Origin of the sequence: Chryseobacterium vaccae, assembly GCF_009602705.1 — a bacterium.
Taxonomy (GTDB): Bacteria; Bacteroidota; Bacteroidia; order Flavobacteriales; family Weeksellaceae; genus Chryseobacterium; species Chryseobacterium vaccae.
Map to the genome: position 1 here is coordinate 4,106,049 of NZ_VSWH01000001.1, position 25,179 is coordinate 4,131,227.

The following is a 25,179-nucleotide window of genomic DNA, read 5'->3' on the forward strand; positions in this document are numbered from 1 at the left end:
GTAATTTTAAGGAAATTTTTTAGAAATGATATACGGTGTAGATGTTTTCACTTTCCATGATGTTTTGGAAATATGTAAAAAACCTAATAAAGCTAAGCTGAATAAAACAGCAAAAGAACAGATATTAAAATCTCAGCAGAACGTTCAGAAAATTGTAGAATCCGATCGATGTGTATATGGGATCAATACAGGTTTCGGACCACTTTGTGATACTAAAATTTCAGCAGATGAAACAGCTCAACTGCAGTATAACCTTATCATCTCGCATGCAGTAGGAGTGGGAAAACCAATAGAAAAGGAATATTCCAAGATCATGATGATCGCCAAGGTTCATGCATTATCTAAAGGATTTTCCGGAGTTTCTCTGGAAGTTATTGAAAGAATGATTCTGATGCTTGAAAAGGATATTATTCCGGTGGTTCCTGAACAGGGATCTGTTGGAGCATCTGGAGATCTTGCGCCTCTTGCTCACCTCGTACTGCCTTTATTAGGACTTGGACAGGTTTGGGAAGGAGATAAAGTTTCCGATACCATGGAAATTTTAGAAAAACATGGATTAGACCCGTTGGTTTTAGGCCCGAAAGAAGGATTAGGACTGATTAATGGAACCCAGTTTATTCTGGCTCATGCCATCAAAGGGCTTGAAAAGTTTGAATATTTATTAAACCTTGCCGATATGACGGCTGCCATGAGTATTGAAGCATACAGAGGATCTGCCAGTCCGTTTAAAAAAGAGCTTCACGAGATAAGACCTTTCGAGGGCAGTAAAAAAGTAGCAGCGAGAATGCTTAAATTCTTAAAAGGCTCTGAAAATATGAAAGCTCATGAAGACTGCGAAAGAGTTCAGGATCCTTATTCCATGAGATGTGTGCCACAGGTTCACGGAGCCAGCAGAAATGCTTTTGAACACCTTAAAAATATGGCAGAAACAGAATTGAACTCAGTAACCGATAATCCAATTGTGCTAAGTGCCGAAGAATCTATTTCAGGAGGAAACTTCCACGGACAGCTGATGGCACTACCTTTAGATTACGCAACTTTGGCTGCCGCTGAATTAGGAAATATTTCAGATAGAAGAAGTTACTTATTACTGGAAGGGAAATACGGGCTTCCGAGGCTGCTTACAGAAAGTTCAGGACTGAACTCAGGATTCATGATTCCGCAATATACTTCTGCTGCCTTGGTTACAGAAAATAAGACCCTTTGTTTCCCGGCTTCTGCAGATTCTATTCCAACGAGTTTAGGACAGGAAGATCATGTATCAATGGGAAGTATTTCAGGGAGAAAATTCAATCAGGTTCTTGGAAACCTGGTGAATATCCTGGCGGTGGAACTGATGTTTGCTGCACAAGGTTTAGAGTTCAGAAGACCTTCCAAATGTTCAAAAATTATTGAGGAAAACTTTGCGGTTCTTCGTTCTAAAGTTAAAAAGCTGGAAGATGACAGGCTGATCGGGCAGGATATGCTGGCCATAGCGGAGTTGATCAACGAAAGAAAATTTATTGTTGAGGCTTAATTCAGTAAAAATGAAAAAAGTAATAACCGTTTTAAGTCTTTTTATAGGAGCTCTGGCATTTTCCCAAGCTTCGGAAGCAAAGGTTAAGGAGTTCATAAAAATTACCGGTGCGGATAAACTTGCAATTTCTTCTATGCAGACCTATATGGAGCAGTTTAAAAATAGTGCTCCCAATATTCCGGATGAATTCTGGAATGAGTTTGCAAGAGAATTCACAGCCGATAAAATGGTACAGCTGTATGTACCTATTTATGCTAAATACTATACGGAATCAGATATTGATGAACTCATAAAGTTCTATAAATCTCCTGTAGGGCAGAAAACAATTTCAGTGATGCCTTCAATTTTACAGGAAAGTATGGAAGCAGGCGGAAAAATGGGCAGGGATGTAGCAGAAAGAGTTATGGAAAAACTTGATAAAGAAAAGGGCTACACAAACCCGCCACCTCCTGCAGATTCTAAAAAGAAATAAATTTCAGGCTTCCTTATCATTGGGGAAGCTTTTATATTTTCGTAAAATAAATTTTTAAAATGTTGTCATGAACATAGAAAGAACAGACTCTTCCAATATAGATTTTCAGAATTTAGTAAAACATCTTGATGCTGATCTTGCTGTTCGTAACGGAGATGATCATGTATTTTTTAATCAGTTTAACAAAATCGATATGATCAGAAATTGCCTGGTAGCTTATATTGATGGCACCCCGGCAGCCTGTGGAGCGTTCAAAAAACTTTCTGAAGAAACTGTAGAAATCAAAAGAATGTATACCAGTCCGGAATTCAGAAAAAGAGGTCTGGCCACAGCTCTTGTACAGGAACTGGAAATCTGGGCTAAAGAGTTCGGTTTTAAAAAAGCTGTTCTGGAAACTTCTGCAGAACAGAATGAAGCGCTTTCCGTATATGAGAAAAGTGGGTTTTACAGAATTCCTAATTATGAACCGTATGTAGGCATTGATAAAAGTGTATGTTATGAAAAAGTATTTTAAAGCATCAGCTCAGGATAAGAATTTCCGATTAATTTAATGGAAGTTTGAAGCTGGAAGCTATGAAGGTTATTAAGTATAAATGTTTTTTTTATACTATTAAAGTTTTATAGTGACTGTTAATACCTATAACTAAAAGTAACTCCCAGCCTCCTTCTTCCAGCTTCCAATCAATATCCTTAAACTAAGCTCAGAGTAAATCAATAGCCGCAACAGGGGAAGATTAATATTCCTGTAATACTAAATTCATTTTTTACGCATTTGTAATTCACTTTAAAGTGTTATATTAGGATTCCAAATCAAAATATTAACCTATGAAAAAAAGTGTATTCTACCTTTTGCCCCTGTTCTTTGTTCTGAACTCATGTAATACGAATGAACTGCCAGGTGAAGGTTCAAAAATCGAAACTGTTCAGAAAGATCCTTTAACGGCAAAACAGATCAATGAAGAGATCAAAAATTCCATTAAAAATACCGGAAGCTTTAATTGGAAAGAAGCTTCTGACCATTTGTTATGGAGTGCCGTGTTTCGCGGAAATAAAATGGTTTCCATTGGTTTCGGAACTTCGGGAGAGGATTTCGACAGAAGCCTTTCTGCCAACAGTAGAGAGATGGAAGATGAAATTTTAAATGTCATCAGAAAATCGGAAGGAAAAGAAAGAGGAGATGCTTTGATTTCTTCAGACAAATACCTCAATCAAATTGATGTTCTGATTGAAAAAGAAGAAACCTTAACTGCTCTCCGCCAGATGAAGACGATACGGTATGTAGAGCCTGGTGACTATCGTTACTTTGACTATGAAACCGATGTCGCGGCAAAATCCAGTGGATCATCATCAGGATGCGGATTTGAATCTACTGCCCTGAATGCCGCAGATTACACTTCTACCACACCTAATGCAAAAGTTCCGTGGGCATTTACCAAACACAATATCCCGAATGCATGGAATTACAGTACGGGTGCAGGAATAACAATAGGGCTTGTAGATACAGGAGTTTCAGCCCAGCAAATCCTGTTGGGAACCAATTTTAATACGGGAGCATCATCAGGAAGAACCATCACAAAAAATGGAGTTTATGTGAACGGATCCAGTACAGACGGACCAGCCGATCAGTGCGGGCACGGAACCAAAATGGCTTCTGTAATGGCCGCTCCGAAAAATAATGCAGGACTTCCTGTTGGAGTAGCTTATAATGCCAATCTGATTACGTATCGTGCTGCCGCCAACGTTTTGCTGGATACTTCCAGTGAGCAGAACGGAGTAAAGACAGCATTTACAGAATTGGCCAATAATACGAGTGTAAAAATCATTTCCATGTCAATGGGGCACATTTTTTCAGTAGGAAAAATTGAAGATGGTGTGAAATATGCCTATTCCAAAGGAAAACTGATTTTCTGTGCAGGCGGAACTTCTACCAGCTTTACCAATTTTGTAGGCGTTATTTTCCCGGCAAGCATGTCCGAAGTACAGGCCGTGACAGGAGTAAAGGAAGGGACTTCTAACCAAAAATGTGACGTTTGCCATTCCGGAAGCCAGATTGATTTCACCTTCCAGATGGAAAGGCCTTCAGGAAACACCGTTCCTGTTCTGAGTTATTATAACGGACAGGCAGATTATGTAGGTGGGTCTTCCGTTGCTACAGCAGCTACAGCAGGAATCGCAGCCTTGGTCTGGTCTAAAAACCCTTCATGGACAAGAGATCAGGTTCTGAATAAAATGAGACAGTCGGCAACCTATTATCCTTCCGTGAATTCAAGTTACGGGTACGGGAATATCAATGTTTTACAGGCTGTACAATAGAATTTACAGATTCATAAAAAAATAAATAAAAACTCAGATTAAAGGCTGGAAGATGGAAGAAAGGAGGCTGGAAGCTACTTTTAGGTATAGGTATTGAAAGCCACTGTAAAAACAGATCAATACTTATAACCTTCATAACTTCCCTCTTCCTGCTCCCAGGTTCAAGCCTATATAAATAAGAAAACCGCAGATATATTCTGCGGTTTTTTGTTCATATGATAGATGAAAAATTAAATTATTTTAATCTCCGAGTTGATAATCCAATGGAAGCATATTTTCAATCTTATTCTTTGAAAAATCCCCTTCATTAGTCAACAGATCCGGAGTGGTGATATTTCCTTCTTTTGAAACTTCAAAAGTTTCGCCCTCAGGATGAAGATAAGAAGTGAGGGTAACCGGATATTCACTTTTGATAAATTGTTTTCCTTTCTGCTCGTAAAAGTATTTCTGATAATTCACCTGCAGCATATCTTTAAAACTGAAGAAAACCTGTCCGTTCTCTCTCTTTACATAATCAGAGTCAGGAATCAGAGTTTTTACAATAGCAAGGGCATAAGGTTTCTGGCTGTTCTTTCTTTGAGCAATATCGAGGATGTCATCAGGAAATTTCAGGGTTCTGGAGCCTTTAGTCATCGCCTGAAAATCTTTCAGAGTTTTAAGCTCCTCTTCAGTAGGATACTTGGGATTGGGAACTTTTATAAGGTGGTTAACGACAAATTTGTCCTCAGAAATCTTATTCTCATAAATGCTTCTGAAGAAATGCAGCATACTTCCGTCATAGGCATTCATCCGGTTGAGTTTGATCTTATCTGTATTCTTAGTTTCCTGAAAAAAACTCGTTCCGATATAATTGATCATCCGGGTATTGAAATCCGCAGAATAGGTGATAAGATTATATTTGATTTCATATCCCAGATTTTTATTCTCAATGATCAGTGTTTTGGGTGCCTTTACCCTTAGAATTTTGTTCTCTTTATCAAATGAAAACTTAAGGGTATTTTGGTTTTTAATCTTTACATTTTGGTGATCGCTGCCGATGAAAGTGTCAAGGAAATATTTAATGTAGTTTTTGTAAGCTTCCGCAGTATAAGGAACTAACTTGATTTCCTCAATTTCATGGGTCTTGGTGAGAACCACTTTCAGATTTTTATTAATAAGGTCAGAAACAGGAGAGGTAAAAGTTTCATATTCTTCTTTCTGAAAAACTACACTACCAAGATTTCCTGCCGGAACTGAAAGACTGAAACTTCCATCCTCTTTAGAAACGGTCCCTGTTTTAGTTCCGTCAATGTAAATATTAACTCCGGGAAGAAAACCTCCCTTGTCACTCACAACACTTCCCCGGACAGTTTGTGCTGTCAGCAGATAAAGAGGAAGCAGCATTAAAAATAGAAATACTGTTTTTTTCATGGTAAAACAATATTACTAAATTTTTAGTGATAAAAAAATACCAGTGAAAAACACTGTTAATTTAGCCTATCCTTACACTGGTCATGCTCAGAGATCCGCCGATCAGCTCATCATTAAATAAAGCCAGATTTTCAGATGTATCCTTTAATCCTAATGTATAAATCAGCGGAAGATAATGATCCGGTGTAGGAACAGCATACTGCATAAATGTTCCTTGTCCCTGATAGTCAATGATATTTTGGAAATTTCCGTCCAAAAGCCAGTTATTTGTTTTTTCTCTGGCTTCAACAGCCCAGTCCCAGCCGGCTCCTACGGTATTGATGTTTCTCCAGTCGATCATACGAAGATTATGTACAATGTTACCGCTTCCGATAATTAAAATACCTTTTTCACGAAGCTTATTCAGTTTTTGGGCTAGCTCAAAATGATATTGGGGAGGTTTTGTGTAATCGATGCTCAGCTGGATCACAGGAATATCTGCTTCAGGATACATATGTTTAATGACCGACCAGGCACCGTGGTCAAGCCCCCAGCTGTGATCTTCCTCTACTTGAACAGGAGCAAGAAGCTCAGCCGTTTCTTTGGCCAGTTCAGGATCTCCGGGAGCCGGATACTGTACATCAAACAAAGCTTGTGGAAATCCCCCGAAATCATGAATCGTTCTGGGCATTTTCATAGCGGTTACTAAAGTTCCCTGCGTATACCAGTGGGCAGAAATACACAAAATAGCATTAGGCTTTGGAATTTCCGAGGCTGCCTTTCGGAATCCCTGTACAAACTGGTTTTCTTCAATGGCATTCATAGGAGAGCCGTGTCCCAGAAATAAAACAGGCATTCTCTGTGTGCTTTTAAAATTTTCGCTGATGTGCTGTAGATCGTTGAGGTTCATTGGATATTATGTATTGAAAAATAAAAGGCTCAAGGCTGTAGAAAAACCCTGAACCTTGTATTGTATGTGTTAGAAATTATGCCTGTTTTACAAACTGTAGTTCTCCGGCTACTTTTACTTCATCGCTTACCATTACACCTCCTGCTTCAAGAGCTGCATTCCAGTTAAGTCCGAAATCTTTTCTGCTGATCTTTCCTTCAAAAGAAAAACCGGCTTTGGTATTTCCCCAAGGGTCTACATTAATTCCTCCGAAATCTACATCAAGAGTTACCGGCTTTGTGATCCCGTTAATGGTAAGATTTCCTGTTACCGTATCGTTTAACGCCTGAGAATCGAAAGTGATGGTTGGGTGAGCCTCAGCATTGAAGAATTCAGCAGACTTTAAGTGGTTGTCACGGTCTGTATTGTTTGTGAAAACAGAGCCCGTCTCAATCGTAGCTGTTGTTTTAGCATTCGCAAAAGAATCATCTTCAGCTTCAATTTCAGCTGTGAAAGTTCTGAAGCTTCCTTTTACATTAGAAATCATCATGTGTTTTACTTTGAAGGTAATTTCACTATGCGTTGGGTCTAGGTTCCATTTTGTTGCCATTGTAATATATTTTTTTGTTGGTTAACTATGATGCAAATGTAGGACAGAGAACAGGTACAAATCATTGATATAGGATAAGAAATGCATACTGCCCTGCATTGGGAGTTCAGATTTTTAATTTTTCAGGAGCTTTTTCCCGCTATCCACTCATACTCCTCACGCCATAGCTTTCCCATTCCTGTTGCGGGGTAACCGTTTCTATCGGGGCTAATAAGATAAGCTATAATAATAGCAATGTCTGCCATCCGCTAGAGGTTAATTTAAGTTGAAGTTACTTCATTACGGCTTTATTTCAATACTCAAAAAAAATCTAGTATTAAGTTAAGAAATAATTTTTATCAGTCCATTAATTCTATTTTATGAATGTTTTATTTTAACATTTCTTAACGGATGATTTTTATTTCTTATTTTTGACAGATTCAATTTTATACAATGAAATTATATAAATTCTCTTTATTGATGCTGGTTTTGGGGAATGCTGCATTGGCCCAGACCCAAAAGTTTACCATGGCTGAGGCTGTAAATGGGATGAGAACCAACCTTGCGGTGAAAAATATTTCCCAGTTTTCATGGTCTGCAGACGGAAAATCTTACGTTCAGGCTGTAAAAGGCGGATACCTGATCACCGATCTGAAAACCAATAAACAGGATACGCTGGTATCTTTAACACAGTTGAACAGATCATTTGCTAATGATAAGTTAAAGACTGTTCCTCCAATTAAATTTTCAGGAAATCAGCAGGGATATTTCAATACAGATGGCAGTATGTTCTGGATTGAGAAGTCAGGAAATGACTGGAAAGTAAAGAATAAAGCTACCATAGATCAGGACGCAGCCAATATAAAAATGTTTGGTGACGGACAGACCTTTGCTTTTACGGCAAAAAATAACTTATTTGTCAATAAAAACGGGAAAACTGTTGCAGTAACCAATGAAGCTAATGAAAATATCATCAGCGGACAGGCCGTTCACAGAAATGAATTCGGAATTGATACCGGAATTTTTCCTGCTCCCAACTCAGAAAGTGTAGCGTTCTATAAAATGGATCAGACCATGGTTGCGGATTACCCCATCATCGACTGGTCTGTAACTCCGGCTGTAAATCACAATATCAAATACCCAATGGCGGGGCAGACTTCCCATCAGGTGACTTTGGGAGTATATAATATTAAAAGTCAATCAACCACTTTCCTGAAAATAGCAGGAGAAAAAGATCAGTATTTAACAGCGGTTACGTGGAGCCCGGATTCAAAATACATCTTTGTAGGTGTTCTGAACAGAGGACAAAACCATATGAAGATGAACCAGTATGATGCTGCTACAGGAGAGCTGGTAAAAACTTTGTTTGAAGAATCAGACAGCAAATATGTAGAACCACAGCACCCGCTTACCTTCTTCCCGAACTCTAACACAGACTTTATCTGGCAGAGTCAGAGAACAGGATACAATCACCTGTTCCACTATAGTCTGGAAAAAGGTCTTGTTGCTCAAATTACAAAAGGAGACTGGCTGGTAACCGATATCTTAGGCTTTAATGAAAAGAAAAAAGAGATTTATTTTACCTCTACAAAAGAAACACCTTTAGAAAGACATTTATATAAAATAGACTGGACCAATTTCAAAATGCAGAGACTGGATACAGTAGAAGGAATGCATACCGGAGTGTTAAGCAGCGACGGGAATTATTTATATGACACTTACAGCAGTTCAAACTCGCCAAGAGTAGCCAATATCATCAATACTGGTAACCTGAAATCTACCAATATCCTTACCTCTGAAAATCCTTTGAAGAATTACCAGAGACCGGAAGTTAAAAACGTAGAATTAAAAGCAGATGACGGAACTCCTTTATATGGAAAAATCATCCTTCCTACCAATTTTGATCCGAATAAAAAATATCCGGCAATCGTTTATCTGTATAATGGTCCTCATTTACAGCTTGTAAACAATACTTTTCCAGCTTCAGGAAACCTTTGGTACGAATACATGGCTCAGAACGGATATGTAATTTTTACCATGGATGGAAGAGGATCTGCAAACCGTGGAATGAAATTTGAGCAGGCCGTATTCAGAAACCTGGGAACCACCGAAATGAATGATCAGATGAAAGGTGTGGATTACTTAAAATCCCTTTCTTATGTAGATTCTCAGAAATTAGGAATTCATGGATGGAGCTTCGGAGGATTTATGACGACAAGTTTCATGCTTCGTCATCCGGAAGTGTTTAAAGTAGGAGTAGCCGGAGGCCCGGTGATAGACTGGAGCATGTATGAAATCATGTACGGCGAAAGATATATGGATACGCCTCAGGAAAATCCACAGGGATACAAAACGGCCAATCTTCTGGATAAAGTTCAGAATCTGAAAGGAAAATTACTGATGATTCACGGAGCTCAGGATGATGTAGTGGTTTGGCAGCATTCCGTGAAGTTTATTAAATCTGCAGTAGACAACGGAGTTCAGCTGGATTATTTTGTCTATCCGGGACACCCGCACAACGTTATCGGAAAAGACAGGGTACACCTGATGCAAAAGGTAACCGATTATTTTGATCAGTATTTAAAGAAATAAAAAAACAGAAAATCCGGATCTTTGGACTGCCCCCAAAAAGTTAGACACTTTTTAGGGGCATTTTTTTATGTATAGAAAAGAAAAATTTAGCGTTGCTTTCAAATGAGAGTGTATTAACCTTCATAAAAATTCTCACTGTTCGATTGAATCTATAGCAACAGAGAAAGGATTTAATAAAAGCTATTTGCACAGATGTTAGATATGATAAAAAATTCTCAAAAGAATAAAAATCAAAGATTTTTGAAGGCTTATGTGAACTTCTATGCACAAGGTATTTAGACTTAAAAATCACTTAAGTGTTTAAGATAAAACTTTTGCTCCTTTTGTGGTTTAATAAAAAAGTTTAAACAGCTTTTTGAATTACTGTTAATCATAAAACTCTTTGATCACATATTGGCCGTTATTGATTCTTTTCAGTTCTTTCAGCAGATAATACCTGTGCAGAAACCCTGTCAGGACTACAATCTTTTGATGAGGATGTTTTTCTGCGACTTTATAGATATTTCTTGCCATGGTCTGATTGCGTAGATCCCAGAAGCCGGACATCAATTTAAATCCGTCCCGGTAGCTGATCTTTTTACCATCAGGCTTGGTTACCCATCTTTTAGCAAATTCCGGTCTTCCGTCACTGATTTTTACCAATCCGGAATACTGGGCATTCTGTCTCCTTTCTGATATTTTATCCGTCGCTGCATTGTTGAAATTTTCGGGAGATAACCCTGCCGTTTTCATCAATTCTTTAGTGGTGTTGGTAAAATCTTCATAGAGCGCGGTTTCCTTAGAAGTCAATGCTTTTGCTTTATACAGGCTGTCAGTCAGTTTTACGGCCAAATTATCTGTGGGAACCATTCCCCGGTCTTTCCTGTATTGGTTTCTGCCTTCAAAATCAAAAGGAAACCTTAACGTTTTCGGGTATTTATTTACATAGAGATTGCTTGCTTTTATCTCATTGCCATTGAAGTCAGCACCACTTTCGTACTCTTTCATTCCTTCGCTGTCCACTTCATGAAGAATGATGTCCGGTTTGATTTTTTCAAGAATATCGAACAGTATTTTGGGATGATAATTCGGAACACTGTCATGAATATTCCCGATCACATAAATCTCCGTTTTATTTTGAGAAAAACATAGACCGGCCATAAAAAGCAGAAAAGTACTGATGATAGATTTCATTACGGGTAAAAATTAAGAGATAATCCTCAAATATAGCCAAGTAAAGGTAAATCAGCAAAACCGTTCTTAACAAACATCAATGTTTTTCATTTTTTACAGCCGTACTTTTGTATCTATAAAATCAGAAATATGGAATTAGGAATAGGAATGTTCGGGGATCTGGCTTTCGACCAGGCCACCGGAAAATATAGAGAAGCAGGAACCAAAATTCGTGAAATCCTGGATCAGGTAAAGCTAATGGATGAGGTAGGGCTTGATGTTTTTGCTATGGGAGAGCATCACCGTCCGGATTATGCTGTTTCGTCTCCGGAAATGGTTTTGGCCGCCGCCGCTTCCATCACCAAAAATATAAAACTGGCAAGCGGTGTTACCGTATTAAGTTCTTCGGAACCTGTAAAAGTATATGAAGATTTCGCCACTTTAGACCTTATATCAGACGGAAGAGCGGAAATATTTGTAGGAAGAGGAAGTTTTATTGAATCCTTTCCATTATATGGCTATTCTCTGAATGATTATGAAGAGCTTTTCGATGAAAAACTGGAACTGCTGATGAAGATCAATACTGAAGAAAATGTAACCTGGTCAGGAAAACTCAGAGCTCCCATGCAGAACCAGACCGTTTATCCGAGAGCTAAAAATGGTGGTAAAATACCCATCTGGAGAGCAGTAGGAGGAACTCCGCAGTCTGTTTTAAGCGCAGCACAAATGGGAATGCCTTTGGTGGTGGCTATTATCGGTGGAATGCCTGCACAGTTCAGAAACCTGATTGAATTCTACAAACAGGAATATAAAAAGGCAGGACACGATGTATCACAGATGCAGATTGCTGTTCATTCCCACACTTTTGTCAGCAATGATTCTGCAGTGGTGGACGGATATTTTCATAATTATAAATCCCAGATGGACAGAGTAGGAGCATCAAGAGGCTGGGCACCTTATACAAAAATGCAGTATGACGGCGGAAGAAGCCGTGAAGGCGCTTTGTTTATCGGAAGCCCGGCAGAAGTAGCTGATAAGATTGCTTATATGAAAGAACTCTTCGGGATTACGAGATTCATCGGGCATATGGATATTGGAGATCCTGCTCATGATATCACCCTGAAATCAATAGAATTGTTTGGTGATGAAGTAAAACCAGCTGTTCAGAACCTTTAAAAACAATCCTCCGTTGATTTTCAGCGGAGGATTTATTTTGATTTTAAAATTTAAAATAAACTGTTTACACAATTTCAATCAGGCTTCCCCGTTCTTCATCACGGGCGATATTCAGGGCAGCAGGTATTTTTTCTTTCAGCTCTTCCACGTGGGAAATGATTCCAACAATGCGGTTTTCTTTCTGAAGGCTCATCAGCGTCTCAAAAACAATATTCACCGATTCCGTATCCTGTGTACCGAAACCTTCATCAATAAAGAAGAAATTTTTATCGGCAGCGGCATTAGATTGTACACTTTCTGCCAATGCAAGCGCCAGACTTAAAGAAACCTGGAACGCCTGTCCTCCCGAAAGCGTTTTTACACTTCTGCTTCTGCCCTCATTCAGGTAATCGATGATCTCAAAATCATTGTTTTCATTAAGCTGTAAACTCAGCTGGTTTCTTGTCATTCTATGGAAACGTACGTTGGCATGATCGCACAGCTGTCTCAGATAGATGGAAGAAACGTACTGTACAAAACCAGCTCCTTTGAAAAGATTCATCATCAGTTTCAGGTTTTCAGAACGTTTCTGAAGACGTGACAGGTCTTTTAAAAGGTCTTCCTTCTTTTTGTATTCATTTTCCAGCCTTTCAATCTCTGCGGTGATTTTTACAACAGATTCCCCGATCTGTTTCACTTCACTCTGAACAGTATTGAACTCTTCTTCAGCTTTGGCGAACTGAGTTTCATCAAAAGAAAAATCCTTCAGCTTGATTTCCAGCTCATCAATTCCATTTTTCAGGGTTTCAAATTCAATACGGAAAGCCTGAACGGTTGTTCTTACATGCGCGACATTGATTTCCTGTTCAAGAATAAGGCGAACTTCATCAAGGGATGCGAAATTCTGTTCCTGAAGTGTTTCTTTCATTCGTTCCTGATGCGCGGAAATTTCCAGCGTGAGCTCCGAGATTCGTTTTTCCAACTGTTCAACCACTGTTTTTTGTGAAGCCAGCTGAGGGGAAAGTTCTTTTTCCTGTTGAGTCACTTTCTGGTAATTCTGCTCGATTTCTGCATTGGAACGGGATAGTTTTTGATAAGTATCTTCAACTTCAACTTTTGTTTTTTCACGGTAATCATCCCAGTTCAGTATTTTTAATGCCGAACGGCTAGTATTGATCTGCTCTTCTTTTTTAGCTTCTTCCAGCCTGAAACTTTCCAGCAAACTTCTGTATTTTTCTGCATTTTTACTTTCTTTTTCCAGGGCTTCACGTTCCTTCAGAATATTCTGATCTGCCTGTTCAATTTCCTTTTCAATAGCAAAAGAAGTCGATCGCTTTTCTTCAAAATCCTTTTCATTATCAGGATCAAATTGAGGCCAGGTAAAACTTTTCAGATGCTCTTCCATGTCTTTTTGAAGCTGTTCCGCTTTTTTTACCTCCGAAATAAGCTGATCCTCATAAATGGCTTTTCTTTCCAGAATTTTCTCTGCTGTGGTTTCTTTCTTTTGAAGTGCAACAGTCTGCAAATCTATAGATTCCATTTTTTCCTGTATCTCCTGAATTCCTGAATGTACATCATGAAATTCTACAATAGCCGGGTGATCATGGGAGCCGCAGAGAGGGCAGGCCTCTCCCGAATGAAGCTCATCAGCAAACCGGGAAAGCTCTTTCTGAACCTTTAAATGATCCAGTTTTTGAGACCAATTTTTTTTCTGTTTTTCAAAATCCGCGTATAAAGCTTTAAAATCTTCCTTAAATTGTTCAATATTGATCTCAAGAGGTTTTAGTTCCTCTTCTGTCAGTTTGATTTCCCGTTGTCCTTTTTCAACTTTTATAGCCTGTTCATCTATAAGTTTCTTCAGGCTTTTTTGATGGATGAACCAGTTTCCGACATTCAAAAGAAGTGCAGAATCAAGCTTTTTAACCTTCAGCGCTTCAGTATCTTTTGACAGTTTCTCAATATTTTTCCGAAGATTTTCCATGACCGTTTCCACTTCTCCTACCATTGCCTTTCCCTTGGCGGTTCTGTCTTTAAGAGCGGTAATATCGGTGGAGTAGCCAAGCATCTGCAGAATCAGCAGCAGGTCATTTTCCTGTATTCTGGATTGATCCAGCTGTTCAAACTGTGGCTGCAAAGCAGTAAGCTGTTGTTTTACCCCGTTGAAAGCTGTTTCTGTCTGCTGAAAAAGTTTTGTCTGTTTCTCTTTTTCCGCTTTTTGTTCGGAAATTTCCTTAGTCAGTTTCTGGTCTTCAGCGATCAGAGGACTGAATATTCTGGACACTTTATCATATTGTTCAGCCTGTACTTCCAGCGCATCCATTTTCTGTTTCTGTGCAGATAACCCGCTGAACTTTTCTTTTTTCTGCTTTAAATTCTCAAAATCAGCTTTTAAATTTTTAAGCCGTTGAAACCCTTCAGCGATTTTCTGAAACCGGGCGTCTGCCTCACTGAATTTTTTCTTTTCTTCGGTTAAATTTTCTTTATGAAGCTGTATTTTCTCCTCATTGATTTCCTCAAAACCTTTAAGCTGACCCTCAAGTTTATCCAGTTCAGAATTATTACCACTGTTTAAAACAGCCGCATTATTGTAAAGATCATAACGGTGAAGACTGAAGATCTCCTTCATCATATTGGTCCGTTCCGTAGCTTTCAGTTCCAGAAATTCTTTAAACTGGCCTTGCGGAATAATAATGGTGCGCTTGAAATTGGCATAATTTAATCCTATGATCGTCTCAATATCCGCATTTTCCATAGAGACCCATTTCCCATCGATATTTTGATAAATGTCGGCTGCATGAGGGTTTACATCATCAAACCTCTTGGAATTTCTTCTGAAATCTCTGGTAACACGAAACAGTTTATTTTCGTAATTCAAAAAATCAAACTCAATATAAAACCGGTTCGATTTTAGGTTCATCATATTGTAGGCCCTCTTGTCATTGGTATTCAGACGTTCCGTTTTTCCGTAAAGGGCAAATGAAATGGCCTCTAGAATAGATGATTTTCCGGAACCCACAGAACCGAATATTCCGAATAATCCGGCATCAGTAAGATTTTTAAAATCGATAACCTGGCGTTCCTGGTAAGAATAAAGCCCTTCGATGGTCAGTTGAACAGGAATCATAGCTTATGGATTTAAAATTTCGTTAAACAAATTCATCAGTTCTTCATTGGCTTCCTGGCCACCGTTTTTTGATTTAAAATAATCGTTGAATAAAGTTTCTATATTCTGGCTTAAATTCATTTCGTGAGATTGGTCTTCTGCAGGGTTGAGGTTTTTTATTTTCGGGATCAGGTGAACAATACCGGTATGAGATTGGTAAAGCAGTTTCCTTTCATCGGCAGTGATAAAGGTTTCGCTTTCCAGAGTAAGTTCAATAAAAGTATTTGGGTTTTCCTTCAGCCACTGAACGGTATCTTCAACATTGCTGAATATTTTCCGTACCAAAGCTTTTCCGTTTTTCAGGGGCTTTTTTTCAACAGAAACATTTTTTCCCGGGAAAGCTTCAACCATCGAAACATATTTGGTTTGTCCTGCCTCACTGAAGCTGTAGCAAAGTGGTGATGAAGAATAAATTACAGGCTTTTCTGCTGTTCCTATATTCCTGAAACCGTGAAGGTGCCCAAGTGCGGTATACTGAATCTGCTCTGGAATACAATCTGAATAGATCATATCCGCATTTCCGATCCTGATTGGTTTTTCCCCTTCCGGTTCCTCTAAAACAGGGCCGTCTTTTTTATTCATATACAAATGGGCCGTCAGAAGATTGACGCCTGCATCATCGCAAAATTCCTCAGCCAGCGTCTTCCAGGTATCCGAAAGTACTTTATTGATCTCTTCCTCTTTATTTTCTCCGAAATATTCTTTTAAACGGGCCTCATTCGCATAAGGAGTATGCAGAATTCTTACCGGAAAATCCAGATTTCCAATTTCCAGTTCTATAAATCCTTCCTTGGAGCGGGTAACTTCAAAATATTCGGTTTTAATAGGAGTGATGTGGGCTCTGGGATGACCAATCAGAATAATTCCGCATTCCCGGGCCAAAGGATCCGGAGCATCAATCAGATTAGGAGAGTCATGGTTGCCTGAAATGGCAATAACCGGACGGCTGCCATTACGGGAAAGCTGTTTCAGGGTTTTATAAAATAGTTCAACAGCTTCTACGCCGGGATTGAAATTATCAAAAAGATCGCCGGCTACCAGAATTATATCGGCATTTTGTTCATCAGCAATATCGGCGATTTCTTGCATAACCAGAACCTGCTCTTCCATACGGGAGAAGCGGTCCAGGCGTTTTCCTAAATGCCAGTCGGCGGTGTGCAGAATTTTCATCCCTCAAAGGTAAGGACAAAATTGCGATACTGGATTCCGGATTTCCGTATCAACTTATAATAATTTAATTTTGTAAAAAAATAAACAATGCAGCAGCCCTCCAAAGATCCTTTACACGGAAAAAGACTTGATGCCATTCTGGAAGAACTGGTAGAATATTACGAAGGCTTTGAGAAGCTGGGTGAACAGATCAATATCAAATGTTTTACCGATAATCCCAGTATCAATTCATCGTTAAAATTTTTGAGAAAAACGCCTTGGGCAAGAACCAAAGTTGAAAGTTTATACCTCTTTGTACTGAGACAGAAAAAAAGAGAGGAAAAAGGAAAGTAAGGTGCTGTCTGGAGATTTTTCTTTGAATTCTTTTCTCTGAACAATCATTTCAAAAACAGTATATTTGTATCATTAATCGTGAAAGAACTCACGACAAAAAAGAAAAGTATGACAATTGAAAAAAATCACGTTGTAGCTGTAAAATACATCCTTCACACTATCGAAGAAGATGGAAGTAAAGTTCTTGCAGAAGAAACAACAACAGAAAATCCACTTACATTTTTGTACGGTGTGGGAATGATGATTCCAAAATTTGAAGAAAACATCTTAGGATTGAAAGCAGGTGATAAAGCTGCTTTTATCGTTCAGCCGGAAGAAGCTTACGGTGACAGACAGCCTGATGCTATCGTTCAATTGCCAATGGAGATGTTTAAAGAATCAGGAACTCCGCCTATCGGGGCTATTTTACCATTATCTGATAACCAGGGAAATAATTTCCAGGCATTTGTGGTAGAAATCACTCCGGAAGCTGTAGTAGCAGATCTTAACCATCCGATGGCAGGTAAAGTTTTGGATTTCGAAGTAGAAGTTTTAAACACTCGTCCTGCAACAGAAGAAGAGCTGTCTCATGGTCACGCTCACGGAATTGACGGAACAGAAGGTCACTAAAAAATATAAATATCCGGTTTTTGCCGGATATTTTTACACTAAAAAAGAATCAACCGCTGTATTTTACTGCGGTTGATCTGTTTAAAAGCCTTTATCGGTAAGTTCAATTTTCAGATATTCTGTTTTATGAGCCGGATCTGAAGTATTGGTGTTCAGATGGGTCACTTTAAAATAAAGGATGTTGGAGGTTACCCAGACCAGTGATTTGGAATCGATAGCCTTGAAATTGGTAAAGTTGATGTACAGCAGATTTTCAAAACGGTCTGTTTTCGGATTGTACCGGGTCAGTGTAAAGTCTGAACCAACATCATTATTGGGGGTTACACAGGCAAGAAGCTTCAGTGTTGTATTGATCGCCGGATAACCCAGAAAAGTCATCCCTTCATCCTGTTTGGAAGAACGGTAGGCCGTGTAGTACTTATCCGTATTATAGCTGTTCTCTCCCACAAAGAATTCCCTTTGGGTAACCGGAGAAAAACCGATATACTGGTTGGTATATTCTGCTTCTTCATCCACTTCCTTTTTATTGATTTTTAAGAAATTAAGGCTCCAGGCTTTTCCGTCAAAATGAACTTCCGGATTAGGAGAAATTCTCTCATTCAGACTTTTGCTCTGCGCCTGAACATAAGCTGCTTCATCAATCATGCTTACCACGGCATAACTTTTTGACGTTTTGGTTTTAAAATCATCCACACCTTTCACTGTAGAACTGCGGATTTCATTCAGATCAATACCCTGAACCGAAAGCTGGGAATCTTTGGTAAATTCTTTCTTGGAAACATAAGCGGTGATCGTCCTGTTCGGCTGATACGCTATGGTGTAGTGAATTTCAAAAAAATCATTCAGGTCGTTGAAGCCGTAATAATTATTCAGCTTATCATTTTTGATCCTTAAAACTTTGGCATCTGCTTTTGGTTCTGTATAAAATGAAACGGAATCCATTTTGGAATACACTTCAAAAGGAACGTCATTAACATTGTCCACCTGCTGCGCTTCTTTAAAATCACTGATTTCTGCCTTCAGGTTTGAGGTCTTTTGCTGAATGGTATCTTTTTTTGTTTCTGCAGATGGTGAGGCAGACTCTTTTTTACAGCTTACTATAAGCGAAATCAGACCGATACTTGCTAATATCTTTTTCATACTCTATTTTGTAGTGGTGGTTATTTATTCAGCATCATATTCTGTGACATCAATAAAGGTAAGATACCACTGTGCATTTATTTTGGTCAGGATACATCTGAATCCGTTGATGGGAGCATTTTCTTTAGTGTTTTCGGCAAGCGTTACAAAAACGGTATTCTTCGGATCGGTATTGATTTTGAAAATAGTCTGATCCTTTACTGAATACTGCTCCAGGAAGTCATCGGCATATTGATTCACAATATTGGAATTAAGTTCTACAGATAAACCTTCCTTTTTCCATTTTTTATTTTTGCTGTCGTACTCCGGAGCTGGCCCGAACTGTAATGGAAATTGGTTGCGGATATTCCATGATTTCTGAATATATCCTAAAGACATATTGAAATCCACCTCTTCATTAAGGACAAACCCCAGATCTCCCGCACTTTTAAACAGAATTCCCACCCCATAATCTTGGTTCACATACCTGTTTAAAAGATCAGCATTTTTCGTTTGAAAACCTTTCAAAATATCAGTAACTGCCACTGAAATCTGCTTTTTGTCATCATTGCTTTGGGCATTGAAAAAACTGAAGCTGCAAATCAGCATCAGTGTCATGTAAATCATCTTCTTCATATCTTATTAACTTAAAAATTCACCTGAAACATAATACCATCGCTCATGCATTTTCTGGAATACGGAAAACTCGTGGTGGAGCTGCTGCTGTCCGTCCTGATCCGTATAATAGGCCTTAAACTCTACATGATTTAATGCCGGGGTCCGGATAATTTCCAGTTTTGTCCATTCATTGATCTCGCCCCACTCCTGAAGATCCTTTTTGTTATGAAATTTTCGTTTTCCGGGAAGGGTGGTTTCCATAAGATATTCCCCGTTGGGAATGGCAAATGCCGAAAACCGTGAACGCATTAACGCTTCGGCTGTAGGAGCATGCTGTTCTCCTTTGTGATAAGGGCTGCAGCATTCTTCATACGGTTTTCCAGAACAGCAGGGACAGTCCATAGTGTTGTATTTTATTGGTTGAAGGGCAAAAATAATGAATATCGCGGGATAATTCCCTTATAATACGTTTAGGATTTGTATTTCTGTAGCTGAAGGATCTGAAACATTCTGCTTTGATGTAGTATTTTATTGCCACTGATGCACGAGTTTTTTATTAGTGAATTAGTGTCTGAAAAACAAGAGAAATATGTAATCTTCCAGCATAAAAAAAGAAGCATTCCGAAGAATGCTTCCTGTTGATTTATTTAATAAAACCTCTGCTTCTTAATAAAGGTTTGATATCCGGATCATGTCCCGTGAAATCTCTGAAGGCCTGGTTAAGATCTACGGAATTTCCTACAGAAAGAATATATTTTCTGAAACGGTCACCGTTTTCTCTTGTAAGCCCTCCGTTATTTTTAATCCATTCCCATGCATCATTGTCAAGAGTTTCAGACCACAGGTAAGCGTAATACCCTGCTGAATAGCCTCCACCCCAGATGTGAGCGAAATAAGGAGTGTGGTATCTTGGCGGAACGGTTGCCAAAGTAAATCCGTGGTTGTTCAATGATTGTTTTTCAAAATCTAAAACCGGGATCAGCTGGCTTTCATTGGTTACGGTGTGCCAATCCATATCCAAAGCAGCGGCAGAAACAAGTTCTGTCGTCATATAACCCTGATTAAAGGTTGATGCTTTTTTAATCTTATCTACCAAAGCCTGAGGAATAGGCTGCTTGGTTTCATAATGAAGCGCATAATTTTTAAGCACTACCGGATCTAAAGCCCAGTGCTCGTTGATTTGGGAAGGGAATTCCACAAAGTCTCTCGGTACATTGGTTCCTGATAGAGATGGATATTTCTGGCTTGCAAACATCCCATGAATAGAGTGCCCGAACTCGTGGAACATCGTAGATACATCGTCATAGCTGATCAGGGAAGGTTTTCCCGGAGCTGGCTTCTGATAATTATAACAGTTAACAATCACCGGTTTTGTTCCTAAAAGGTAAGACTGTTCTACAAAATTACTCATCCATGCACCCCCATTTTTAGAATCTCTCGTATAGAAATCAAGATAGTAGATGGCAATAGATTTTCCGTCATGATCAAAAACTTCATAGGTTACCACATCAGGGTGATACACCGGAAGATCTGTTCTCTTTTTGAAAGTAAGGCCATAAAATTTTTCTGCAGCATAGAAAACTCCTTTTTCCAGAACTGTTGTTACTTCAAAATAAGGCTTGATCTGGTTTTCATCAAGATCATATTTCGCTTTTCTTACCTGCTCGGCATAGAAATTCCAGTCCCAAGGCTCTACCTTGAATCCTCCTTTCTGCTGATCGATCAGATCCTGAATATCTTTAGCTTCATGCTTTGCCGTTTCTACAGCCGGAGAAGCAATTTGGTTCATCAGTTTTGTAGCTGCTTCAGGTGTTTTGGCCATCTGGTCCTGAAGTTTCCAGTCTGCAAAGCTTTTCTTGCCTAACGTCTGAGCTTTTTTCAGTCTTAGAGCAGCTAGCTTTTCAATGGTTTCTCTGGTATCACTTGCATCACCTTTTTCAGCACGCTGCCATGAAGCTTTGAACAGCTTTTCTCTGGAAGCTCTGTTTTTCATATTCTGAAGAAGAGGCTGTTGGGTAGTATTCTGAAGGGCCAGAAGATATTTTCCGGGCTGGCCCGCCGTTTTGGCATCAGCTGCAGCCGCTGCAATTTCATCAGCAGAAAGTCCGTCTAATTCTTTGGCATCCGAGAAAAATACACCTCCTTGTTTTCTTGCTTCCAGTAATTTATTGGAATATTGTGTAGAAAGTGAAGCCAGTTCCTGATTGATTTGCTTTAGCTTCTCTTTGTCCGCTGCAGAAAGGTTGGCACCTGCAATTTCAAAATTCTGTTTGTAGTATTGTACCAGTCTTTTTCCTTCAGCATCCAGACCGTCTTCTTTTATCGATTTGATTCTTTTGTATAGGTTTTCGTTCAGGTACATTTTATCAGAATGTGCTGCAAATATAGGAGCATATTCTTCGTCTAAAGCCTGAAGGGTAGGGTTGGTATTAGCGCTGGTAAGGTTAGAGAATACAATAACCGCTCTTTTTAATACTTCACCGCTTTTTTCTAGGGCAACAATTGTATTTTCAAAAGTAGGAGCTTCCGGATTATTGGCGATCTTCAGAATTTCAGCATCCTGCTGCTTTAGTCCGAAGTCAAATGCCGGTTTGAAGTGTTCGTTCTTAATTTTATTGAATTCCGGTGCTTCATATTGAAGCTTGCTCTTCTTCATAAAAGGATTGGAAGATAAAGACGGATCGGTAACAGGAGCCTCCTGTTGAGTATCGGTTTTCTTCATTGTAGTACAAGATTGGTTAAGTGCCAAAGCAGAAATTAACAATACCGATGAAATATTTTTCATAAATTAGTTGTTATTAAAGTATAAAGATATTAAAAACTTAATTTATAAAAGTAGTAAACATGAAATCAAGGAATCTTTTTATTCTGTCAGCCTTTGTGCTGTTAGCATCATGCAACGAAAGGCATGAGAAAAAAAACAGGGAAAATAATGGCTGGGTAGAGAAAGTGATCAATAAAGAAAGCGGCCCGATTAAACAGAAAGAATTCAGTGGTGATTTTGACGAAATTGAGGTTTCACAGGCGATAGATGCTGAAATCATTAAATCTGAAACGGAAAGAGTAGTTATTTCTGCCCCTGAAAACATCATCAATGAAATCCTTGTGGATAACAGCGGCGGAAAACTGCATATCCATTACAAACCGGGAATCAGAGTGATGAATATCAATAAAGTTACAGCGAAGATCTATACTAAAGATTTTACCAGACTGAATGCTAATTCAGCGGCAAAAATTACAGTGAAAGATAAATTTACCCAGGAAAAAACCAATATTGAGATCTCAAGTGCCGGAAATATTACCGGTGATCTGGAAGCTAATGATTTTGATATTACTACAGACAGCAGCAGTAATTTCAGCGGAAAAATCTGGGCTGTAGATCTTGATATTGATGCTTCTTCAGGGGCCAGCATTGATATTTCCGGAAAAACTAAAAATGCGGATATCAGTTCATCTTCAGGCAGCAGCGTTTCTGCATCAGGTGTCGTTGCAGATCATGTGAAAGCAGAAGCATCCAGTGGGGCAAGTGTGCAGATCAGTGCGGTTTCCAGTGTAAAAGCTGAGGCATCTTCCGGTGGAAGTGTGGATATTTCCAAAAAAGGTCCACTTCAAAACGTAACCAAAGAAGAGAGTAGTGGCGGAAGCGTAAGCATTCAATAAAGTTAATCTGGGTTATCCTCGTCTTCATCTTCGGCAGACGAGGAACCTTCCCAGCCCTTGTGGTCAAAATTCAGATTGTCATATGCCAGCAGCTCTTCTTCACGCTGAAGAATTTCTTTTGTGGTGAATAATAAAATTTCATCATCACTATCCTTTGCTTTAGCCAGTCTTCTGATTGAGGCTTTATCTATAGCCATGAACCTCTGGCCGAGTCGCCTTGCTGCATATTTTCTCATACCAGTTTCGTGGAGTACATCTACAGCCATATCTACGGCAGTTCCTAAGGTTTCCCGGTAGATATGATTGATTCCGTTGTTGAGGTAATCATAAGCATCGATTCTGTTTTTTGCCCTTACAAATATCTTTACCGTTGGATAATGTTCGCGTACCAGATCGGCAATGAACTTATTATCATCGGGGTCATCAAGACATAAAACCAGAATTTCAGCGTCTTCAATACCGGCTGCCCTTAAAATAGGGATTCTTGTTGCATCTCCGTAATAGACTTTAAACCCGTAGCTTCTCAATAATTTTACACGATCCGAATCTCTGTCCAGAACGGTTGCTGAAATTTTATTGGCTTTTAAAAGACGCCCCACCGTGCTGCCGAAGTGTCCGAAACCTACAATAATGATCTTCTTCTGGCTTACATCGCTGTCCAGAATATTATAATCATGTTCTCCTTCCGGAATTTCTTTAATAAATTTAGGAGTAATGAATTTATCATTGATGATCAGAAGAATAGGAGTAATACACATGGTAATTGCTGTCACCGCCATCATCTGTGCGTTGAGCTCAGGTCCTAAAAGATAAAGATCTGTAGCATAATTGATTAATACAAAAGCGAATTCCCCAACCTGAGACAGCGCAAAAGCATAAAACAGGCTCTGTGGTGTATCAATTCTAAAAAACTTTCCAATAGCATACAGAACCGTAAATTTTACAAAAAGTACGGCCAATACTGTACTGAAAATAAATAAAGGATCATTCTGAATAATATTGAAATTGATTGTTGATCCCACACTTACAAAAAAAACGGCCAATAAAAGACCTTTGAAAGGATTGATCTGTGCTTCCAGCTCATGCCTGAATTCACTGTTGGCGAGCATTACTCCCGCAAGGAAAGCACCCAAAGCCGGGGAGAGACCAATGGCAACCATCAGCTCGGAAACCCCGATTACCAGAAACAGGGAGGAAGCGGTCAGAAGTTCTGTCATTCCGGATTTGGAAACATATCGTAAGAAAGGAACAAATACATACCTGCCTAAAAGGATCAGAAAGGCAACGCCAAAGATCACCGTAGCTGCCTGAAGCCATTCCGGAAGTTTCTGAATAAGGATCTGAATCTCGTTATCATGATGTGTTGCTTTATAATTGGCGATAAGCGGCAGAATAGCCAGAATAGGAATTACAGCAATATCCTGGAACAGGAGCGTCGAGAAGGAAGCTTCTCCTGCCATTGTTTTAAAGTTATTCTTTTCCTGAAGGGTCTGCAAAACAATGGCTGTGGAAGACAATGCAAAGCACATGGCAACGGCAACAGCCTTATCTATTCTCCATCCTGCACTTATGAATACCAGAAATAACAATGAAATCGTGAGAATCATTTGAGTAAGCCCCAGTCCCATGATCTTTTTCCGCATTTCCCAGAACTTACGGGGCTCCAGTTCCAGTCCTACCAGAAAGAGAAGCATAATAACCCCGAATTCACTGGCGTGCATAATATCATTAACGTCTTTTCCCGTAAGCCTGAGAACATAAGGGCCTATGATGATTCCGCCTAAAATATAGCCGATCACAGAACTCAGCCCAAATTTTCTGGCGAGCGGAACCATAATGATGGCTACTCCCAGAAAAATTAATGTATTCATTGCTAAGCTGGATTCCATAGGCTATTGATTCAAAAGTTCTGTAAATTCTTTTTTGTGTAAAATAATTTCTTTTTTGCTGAGTTTATTGGCTTCGTATACAATCTTAAGATGTCTGATATCTGCTTTGAAGACTTTTAATGATACAATCAGCCCGCTGATCAGTTCATCAACGGTATACTGATAGGTCCCGTTTTTACTGAATGATCTTTCTTTTCCGCCGGTGGTGACAAGGATATAGACTTCTTTTCCTTCTAATGGATTGTGTTCGCCTTCCTTCAGCCAGTCCCTGTCAAAAACTTCATCAATCCACAGTCTCAGCAGAGGAGGCATCCCAAACCAGATAAGAGGAAACTGGAATATAAAACGGTCATAATTTTTCAGACGTTTTCTTTCCCTGAAAGCGGCAATATGAAAATCAGGATATTCTTCATAGAGATCTCTTAAAGTGTAATGCTGGTGGCGGACATAGAAATTAATGAGCTCCACATTCGAATTGGAGTGCTCCAGATAAGGATGGGCAAAAACTACCAGCGTCTTCTTCATAAACCTGTTTTCAGTAAATATAACGA

21 protein-coding genes are annotated in these 25,179 nt (G+C 39.1%); 9 read left to right on the plus strand and 12 right to left on the minus strand.

Features of this window, described 5'->3' with window-relative positions; genetic code table 11:
• Positions 1 to 25 precede the first annotated feature (25 nt).
• From hutH to FW768_RS18715, 4 genes are all read left to right on the plus strand, one after another.
• Positions 26 to 1,516, plus strand: a complete 1,491-nt coding sequence (hutH, locus tag FW768_RS18700; RefSeq protein ID WP_153397980.1) for a histidine ammonia-lyase — start codon at positions 26 to 28, stop codon at positions 1,514 to 1,516.
• A gap of 10 nt (positions 1,517 to 1,526) precedes the next feature.
• On the plus strand, positions 1,527 to 1,988 hold the full coding sequence (locus tag FW768_RS18705) for a DUF2059 domain-containing protein (RefSeq protein ID WP_153397981.1): 462 nt from the start codon (positions 1,527 to 1,529) through the stop codon (positions 1,986 to 1,988).
• Between the two features lie 67 nt (positions 1,989 to 2,055).
• On the plus strand, positions 2,056 to 2,502 hold the full coding sequence (locus FW768_RS18710; RefSeq protein ID WP_153397982.1) for a GNAT family N-acetyltransferase: 447 nt from the start codon (positions 2,056 to 2,058) through the stop codon (positions 2,500 to 2,502).
• Between the two features lie 311 nt (positions 2,503 to 2,813).
• Positions 2,814 to 4,301, plus strand: a complete 1,488-nt coding sequence (locus FW768_RS18715) for a S8 family peptidase (protein WP_153397983.1) — start codon at positions 2,814 to 2,816, stop codon at positions 4,299 to 4,301.
• A 240-nt stretch (positions 4,302 to 4,541) separates the two neighbouring features.
• Here the strand turns inward: FW768_RS18715 and FW768_RS18720 are convergent, their stop codons facing one another.
• The 3 genes from FW768_RS18720 to FW768_RS18730 form a co-directional block, all read right to left on the minus strand.
• On the minus strand, positions 4,542 to 5,711 hold the full coding sequence (locus FW768_RS18720) for a carboxypeptidase-like regulatory domain-containing protein (RefSeq protein WP_153397984.1): 1,170 nt from the start codon (positions 5,709 to 5,711) through the stop codon (positions 4,542 to 4,544).
• A gap of 61 nt (positions 5,712 to 5,772) precedes the next feature.
• Positions 5,773 to 6,600 carry a 4,5-DOPA-extradiol-dioxygenase gene (gene ygiD, locus FW768_RS18725; protein ID WP_153397985.1) on the minus strand — a complete coding sequence of 276 codons (828 nt, stop codon included), beginning with the start codon at positions 6,598 to 6,600 and terminating at the stop codon, positions 5,773 to 5,775.
• Between the two features lie 76 nt (positions 6,601 to 6,676).
• Entirely contained in the window at positions 6,677 to 7,189 is a 513-nt protein-coding gene (locus FW768_RS18730) for a YceI family protein (protein ID WP_153397987.1), read from the minus strand.
• Positions 7,190 to 7,621: 432 nt separating this feature from the next.
• On the opposite strand from FW768_RS18730, the gene FW768_RS18735 reads away from it, so the two are divergent.
• Positions 7,622 to 9,760 (plus strand): S9 family peptidase, encoded by a 2,139-nt coding sequence (locus tag FW768_RS18735; RefSeq protein ID WP_231128728.1) that lies wholly within the window; start codon positions 7,622 to 7,624, stop codon positions 9,758 to 9,760.
• Between the two features lie 366 nt (positions 9,761 to 10,126).
• On the opposite strand, the gene FW768_RS18740 is transcribed toward FW768_RS18735, so the two are convergent.
• Entirely contained in the window at positions 10,127 to 10,933 is an 807-nt protein-coding gene (locus FW768_RS18740; protein WP_153397989.1) for a hypothetical protein, read from the minus strand.
• A 129-nt stretch (positions 10,934 to 11,062) separates the two neighbouring features.
• Here FW768_RS18740 and FW768_RS18745 point away from each other — a divergent pair, with 129 nt between their 5' ends.
• The gene (locus tag FW768_RS18745; protein ID WP_153397991.1) at positions 11,063 to 12,088 is read left to right on the plus strand and encodes an LLM class flavin-dependent oxidoreductase; all 1,026 of its coding nucleotides are present in this window, start codon (positions 11,063 to 11,065) and stop codon (positions 12,086 to 12,088) included.
• 64 nt (positions 12,089 to 12,152) lie between these two features.
• Here the strand turns inward: FW768_RS18745 and FW768_RS18750 are convergent, their stop codons facing one another.
• Complete coding sequence (locus FW768_RS18750) at positions 12,153 to 15,191, minus strand: AAA family ATPase (protein WP_153397993.1); 3,039 nt, start codon at positions 15,189 to 15,191, stop codon at positions 12,153 to 12,155.
• Between the two features lie 3 nt (positions 15,192 to 15,194).
• Positions 15,195 to 16,400, minus strand: coding sequence for a metallophosphoesterase family protein (locus FW768_RS18755; protein WP_153397995.1), 1,206 nt, complete (start codon positions 16,398 to 16,400; stop codon positions 15,195 to 15,197).
• An 87-nt stretch (positions 16,401 to 16,487) separates the two neighbouring features.
• Here FW768_RS18755 and FW768_RS18760 point away from each other — a divergent pair, with 87 nt between their 5' ends.
• On the plus strand, positions 16,488 to 16,733 hold the full coding sequence (locus tag FW768_RS18760; protein WP_153397997.1) for a VF530 family protein: 246 nt from the start codon (positions 16,488 to 16,490) through the stop codon (positions 16,731 to 16,733).
• A 108-nt stretch (positions 16,734 to 16,841) separates the two neighbouring features.
• Positions 16,842 to 17,342 carry an FKBP-type peptidyl-prolyl cis-trans isomerase gene (locus FW768_RS18765; RefSeq protein ID WP_153397999.1) on the plus strand — a complete coding sequence of 167 codons (501 nt, stop codon included), beginning with the start codon at positions 16,842 to 16,844 and terminating at the stop codon, positions 17,340 to 17,342.
• An 81-nt stretch (positions 17,343 to 17,423) separates the two neighbouring features.
• Here FW768_RS18765 and FW768_RS18770 read toward each other — a convergent pair whose 3' ends face one another.
• The 4 genes from FW768_RS18770 to FW768_RS18785 all read right to left on the minus strand — a co-directional run bounded on the left by FW768_RS18770 (position 17,424) and on the right by FW768_RS18785 (position 21,864).
• The gene (locus FW768_RS18770) at positions 17,424 to 18,482 is read right to left on the minus strand and encodes a hypothetical protein (RefSeq protein ID WP_153398000.1); all 1,059 of its coding nucleotides are present in this window, start codon (positions 18,480 to 18,482) and stop codon (positions 17,424 to 17,426) included.
• A 24-nt stretch (positions 18,483 to 18,506) separates the two neighbouring features.
• Positions 18,507 to 19,097, minus strand: coding sequence for a hypothetical protein (locus FW768_RS18775; RefSeq protein WP_153398002.1), 591 nt, complete (start codon positions 19,095 to 19,097; stop codon positions 18,507 to 18,509).
• A gap of 6 nt (positions 19,098 to 19,103) precedes the next feature.
• On the minus strand, positions 19,104 to 19,481 hold the full coding sequence (locus FW768_RS18780; protein ID WP_153398004.1) for a YchJ family protein: 378 nt from the start codon (positions 19,479 to 19,481) through the stop codon (positions 19,104 to 19,106).
• A gap of 241 nt (positions 19,482 to 19,722) precedes the next feature.
• Positions 19,723 to 21,864, minus strand: coding sequence for a M3 family metallopeptidase (locus FW768_RS18785; RefSeq protein ID WP_153398006.1), 2,142 nt, complete (start codon positions 21,862 to 21,864; stop codon positions 19,723 to 19,725).
• A gap of 59 nt (positions 21,865 to 21,923) precedes the next feature.
• Here FW768_RS18785 and FW768_RS18790 point away from each other — a divergent pair, with 59 nt between their 5' ends.
• Positions 21,924 to 22,739 carry a head GIN domain-containing protein gene (locus FW768_RS18790; RefSeq protein ID WP_153398008.1) on the plus strand — a complete coding sequence of 272 codons (816 nt, stop codon included), beginning with the start codon at positions 21,924 to 21,926 and terminating at the stop codon, positions 22,737 to 22,739.
• A gap of 2 nt (positions 22,740 to 22,741) precedes the next feature.
• On the opposite strand, the gene FW768_RS18795 is transcribed toward FW768_RS18790, so the two are convergent.
• Both FW768_RS18795 and FW768_RS18800 read right to left on the minus strand, forming a co-directional pair.
• Complete coding sequence (locus tag FW768_RS18795; RefSeq protein ID WP_153398010.1) at positions 22,742 to 24,628, minus strand: monovalent cation:proton antiporter-2 (CPA2) family protein; 1,887 nt, start codon at positions 24,626 to 24,628, stop codon at positions 22,742 to 22,744.
• A 3-nt stretch (positions 24,629 to 24,631) separates the two neighbouring features.
• Positions 24,632 to 25,153 carry an NAD(P)H-dependent oxidoreductase gene (locus tag FW768_RS18800; protein WP_153398012.1) on the minus strand — a complete coding sequence of 174 codons (522 nt, stop codon included), beginning with the start codon at positions 25,151 to 25,153 and terminating at the stop codon, positions 24,632 to 24,634.
• Positions 25,154 to 25,179: the final 26 nt, after the last annotated feature.

What these genes read in the sequence shown, in the direction of transcription:
- ygiD (WP_153397985.1), bottom strand. Translation starts at nt 6,600, where the DNA reads ATGAACCTCAACGATCTACAGCACATCAGCGAAAATTTTAAAAGCACA.
- FW768_RS18740 (WP_153397989.1), bottom strand. Translation starts at nt 10,933, where the DNA reads ATGAAATCTATCATCAGTACTTTTCTGCTTTTTATGGCCGGTCTATGT.
- FW768_RS18720 (WP_153397984.1), bottom strand. Translation starts at nt 5,711, where the DNA reads ATGAAAAAAACAGTATTTCTATTTTTAATGCTGCTTCCTCTTTATCTG.
- FW768_RS18780 (WP_153398004.1), bottom strand. Translation starts at nt 19,481, where the DNA reads ATGGACTGTCCCTGCTGTTCTGGAAAACCGTATGAAGAATGCTGCAGC.
- FW768_RS18755 (WP_153397995.1), bottom strand. Translation starts at nt 16,400, where the DNA reads ATGAAAATTCTGCACACCGCCGACTGGCATTTAGGAAAACGCCTGGAC.
- FW768_RS18760 (WP_153397997.1), top strand. Translation starts at nt 16,488, where the DNA reads ATGCAGCAGCCCTCCAAAGATCCTTTACACGGAAAAAGACTTGATGCC.
- FW768_RS18735 (WP_231128728.1), top strand. Translation starts at nt 7,622, where the DNA reads ATGAAATTATATAAATTCTCTTTATTGATGCTGGTTTTGGGGAATGCT.
- FW768_RS18770 (WP_153398000.1), bottom strand. Translation starts at nt 18,482, where the DNA reads ATGAAAAAGATATTAGCAAGTATCGGTCTGATTTCGCTTATAGTAAGC.
- FW768_RS18790 (WP_153398008.1), top strand. Translation starts at nt 21,924, where the DNA reads ATGAAATCAAGGAATCTTTTTATTCTGTCAGCCTTTGTGCTGTTAGCA.
- FW768_RS18715 (WP_153397983.1), top strand. Translation starts at nt 2,814, where the DNA reads ATGAAAAAAAGTGTATTCTACCTTTTGCCCCTGTTCTTTGTTCTGAAC.
- FW768_RS18710 (WP_153397982.1), top strand. Translation starts at nt 2,056, where the DNA reads ATGAACATAGAAAGAACAGACTCTTCCAATATAGATTTTCAGAATTTA.
- hutH (WP_153397980.1), top strand. Translation starts at nt 26, where the DNA reads ATGATATACGGTGTAGATGTTTTCACTTTCCATGATGTTTTGGAAATA.
- FW768_RS18765 (WP_153397999.1), top strand. Translation starts at nt 16,842, where the DNA reads ATGACAATTGAAAAAAATCACGTTGTAGCTGTAAAATACATCCTTCAC.
- FW768_RS18795 (WP_153398010.1), bottom strand. Translation starts at nt 24,628, where the DNA reads ATGGAATCCAGCTTAGCAATGAATACATTAATTTTTCTGGGAGTAGCC.
- FW768_RS18705 (WP_153397981.1), top strand. Translation starts at nt 1,527, where the DNA reads ATGAAAAAAGTAATAACCGTTTTAAGTCTTTTTATAGGAGCTCTGGCA.
- FW768_RS18730 (WP_153397987.1), bottom strand. Translation starts at nt 7,189, where the DNA reads ATGGCAACAAAATGGAACCTAGACCCAACGCATAGTGAAATTACCTTC.
- FW768_RS18800 (WP_153398012.1), bottom strand. Translation starts at nt 25,153, where the DNA reads ATGAAGAAGACGCTGGTAGTTTTTGCCCATCCTTATCTGGAGCACTCC.
- FW768_RS18745 (WP_153397991.1), top strand. Translation starts at nt 11,063, where the DNA reads ATGGAATTAGGAATAGGAATGTTCGGGGATCTGGCTTTCGACCAGGCC.
- FW768_RS18775 (WP_153398002.1), bottom strand. Translation starts at nt 19,097, where the DNA reads ATGAAGAAGATGATTTACATGACACTGATGCTGATTTGCAGCTTCAGT.
- FW768_RS18750 (WP_153397993.1), bottom strand. Translation starts at nt 15,191, where the DNA reads ATGATTCCTGTTCAACTGACCATCGAAGGGCTTTATTCTTACCAGGAA.
- FW768_RS18785 (WP_153398006.1), bottom strand. Translation starts at nt 21,864, where the DNA reads ATGAAAAATATTTCATCGGTATTGTTAATTTCTGCTTTGGCACTTAAC.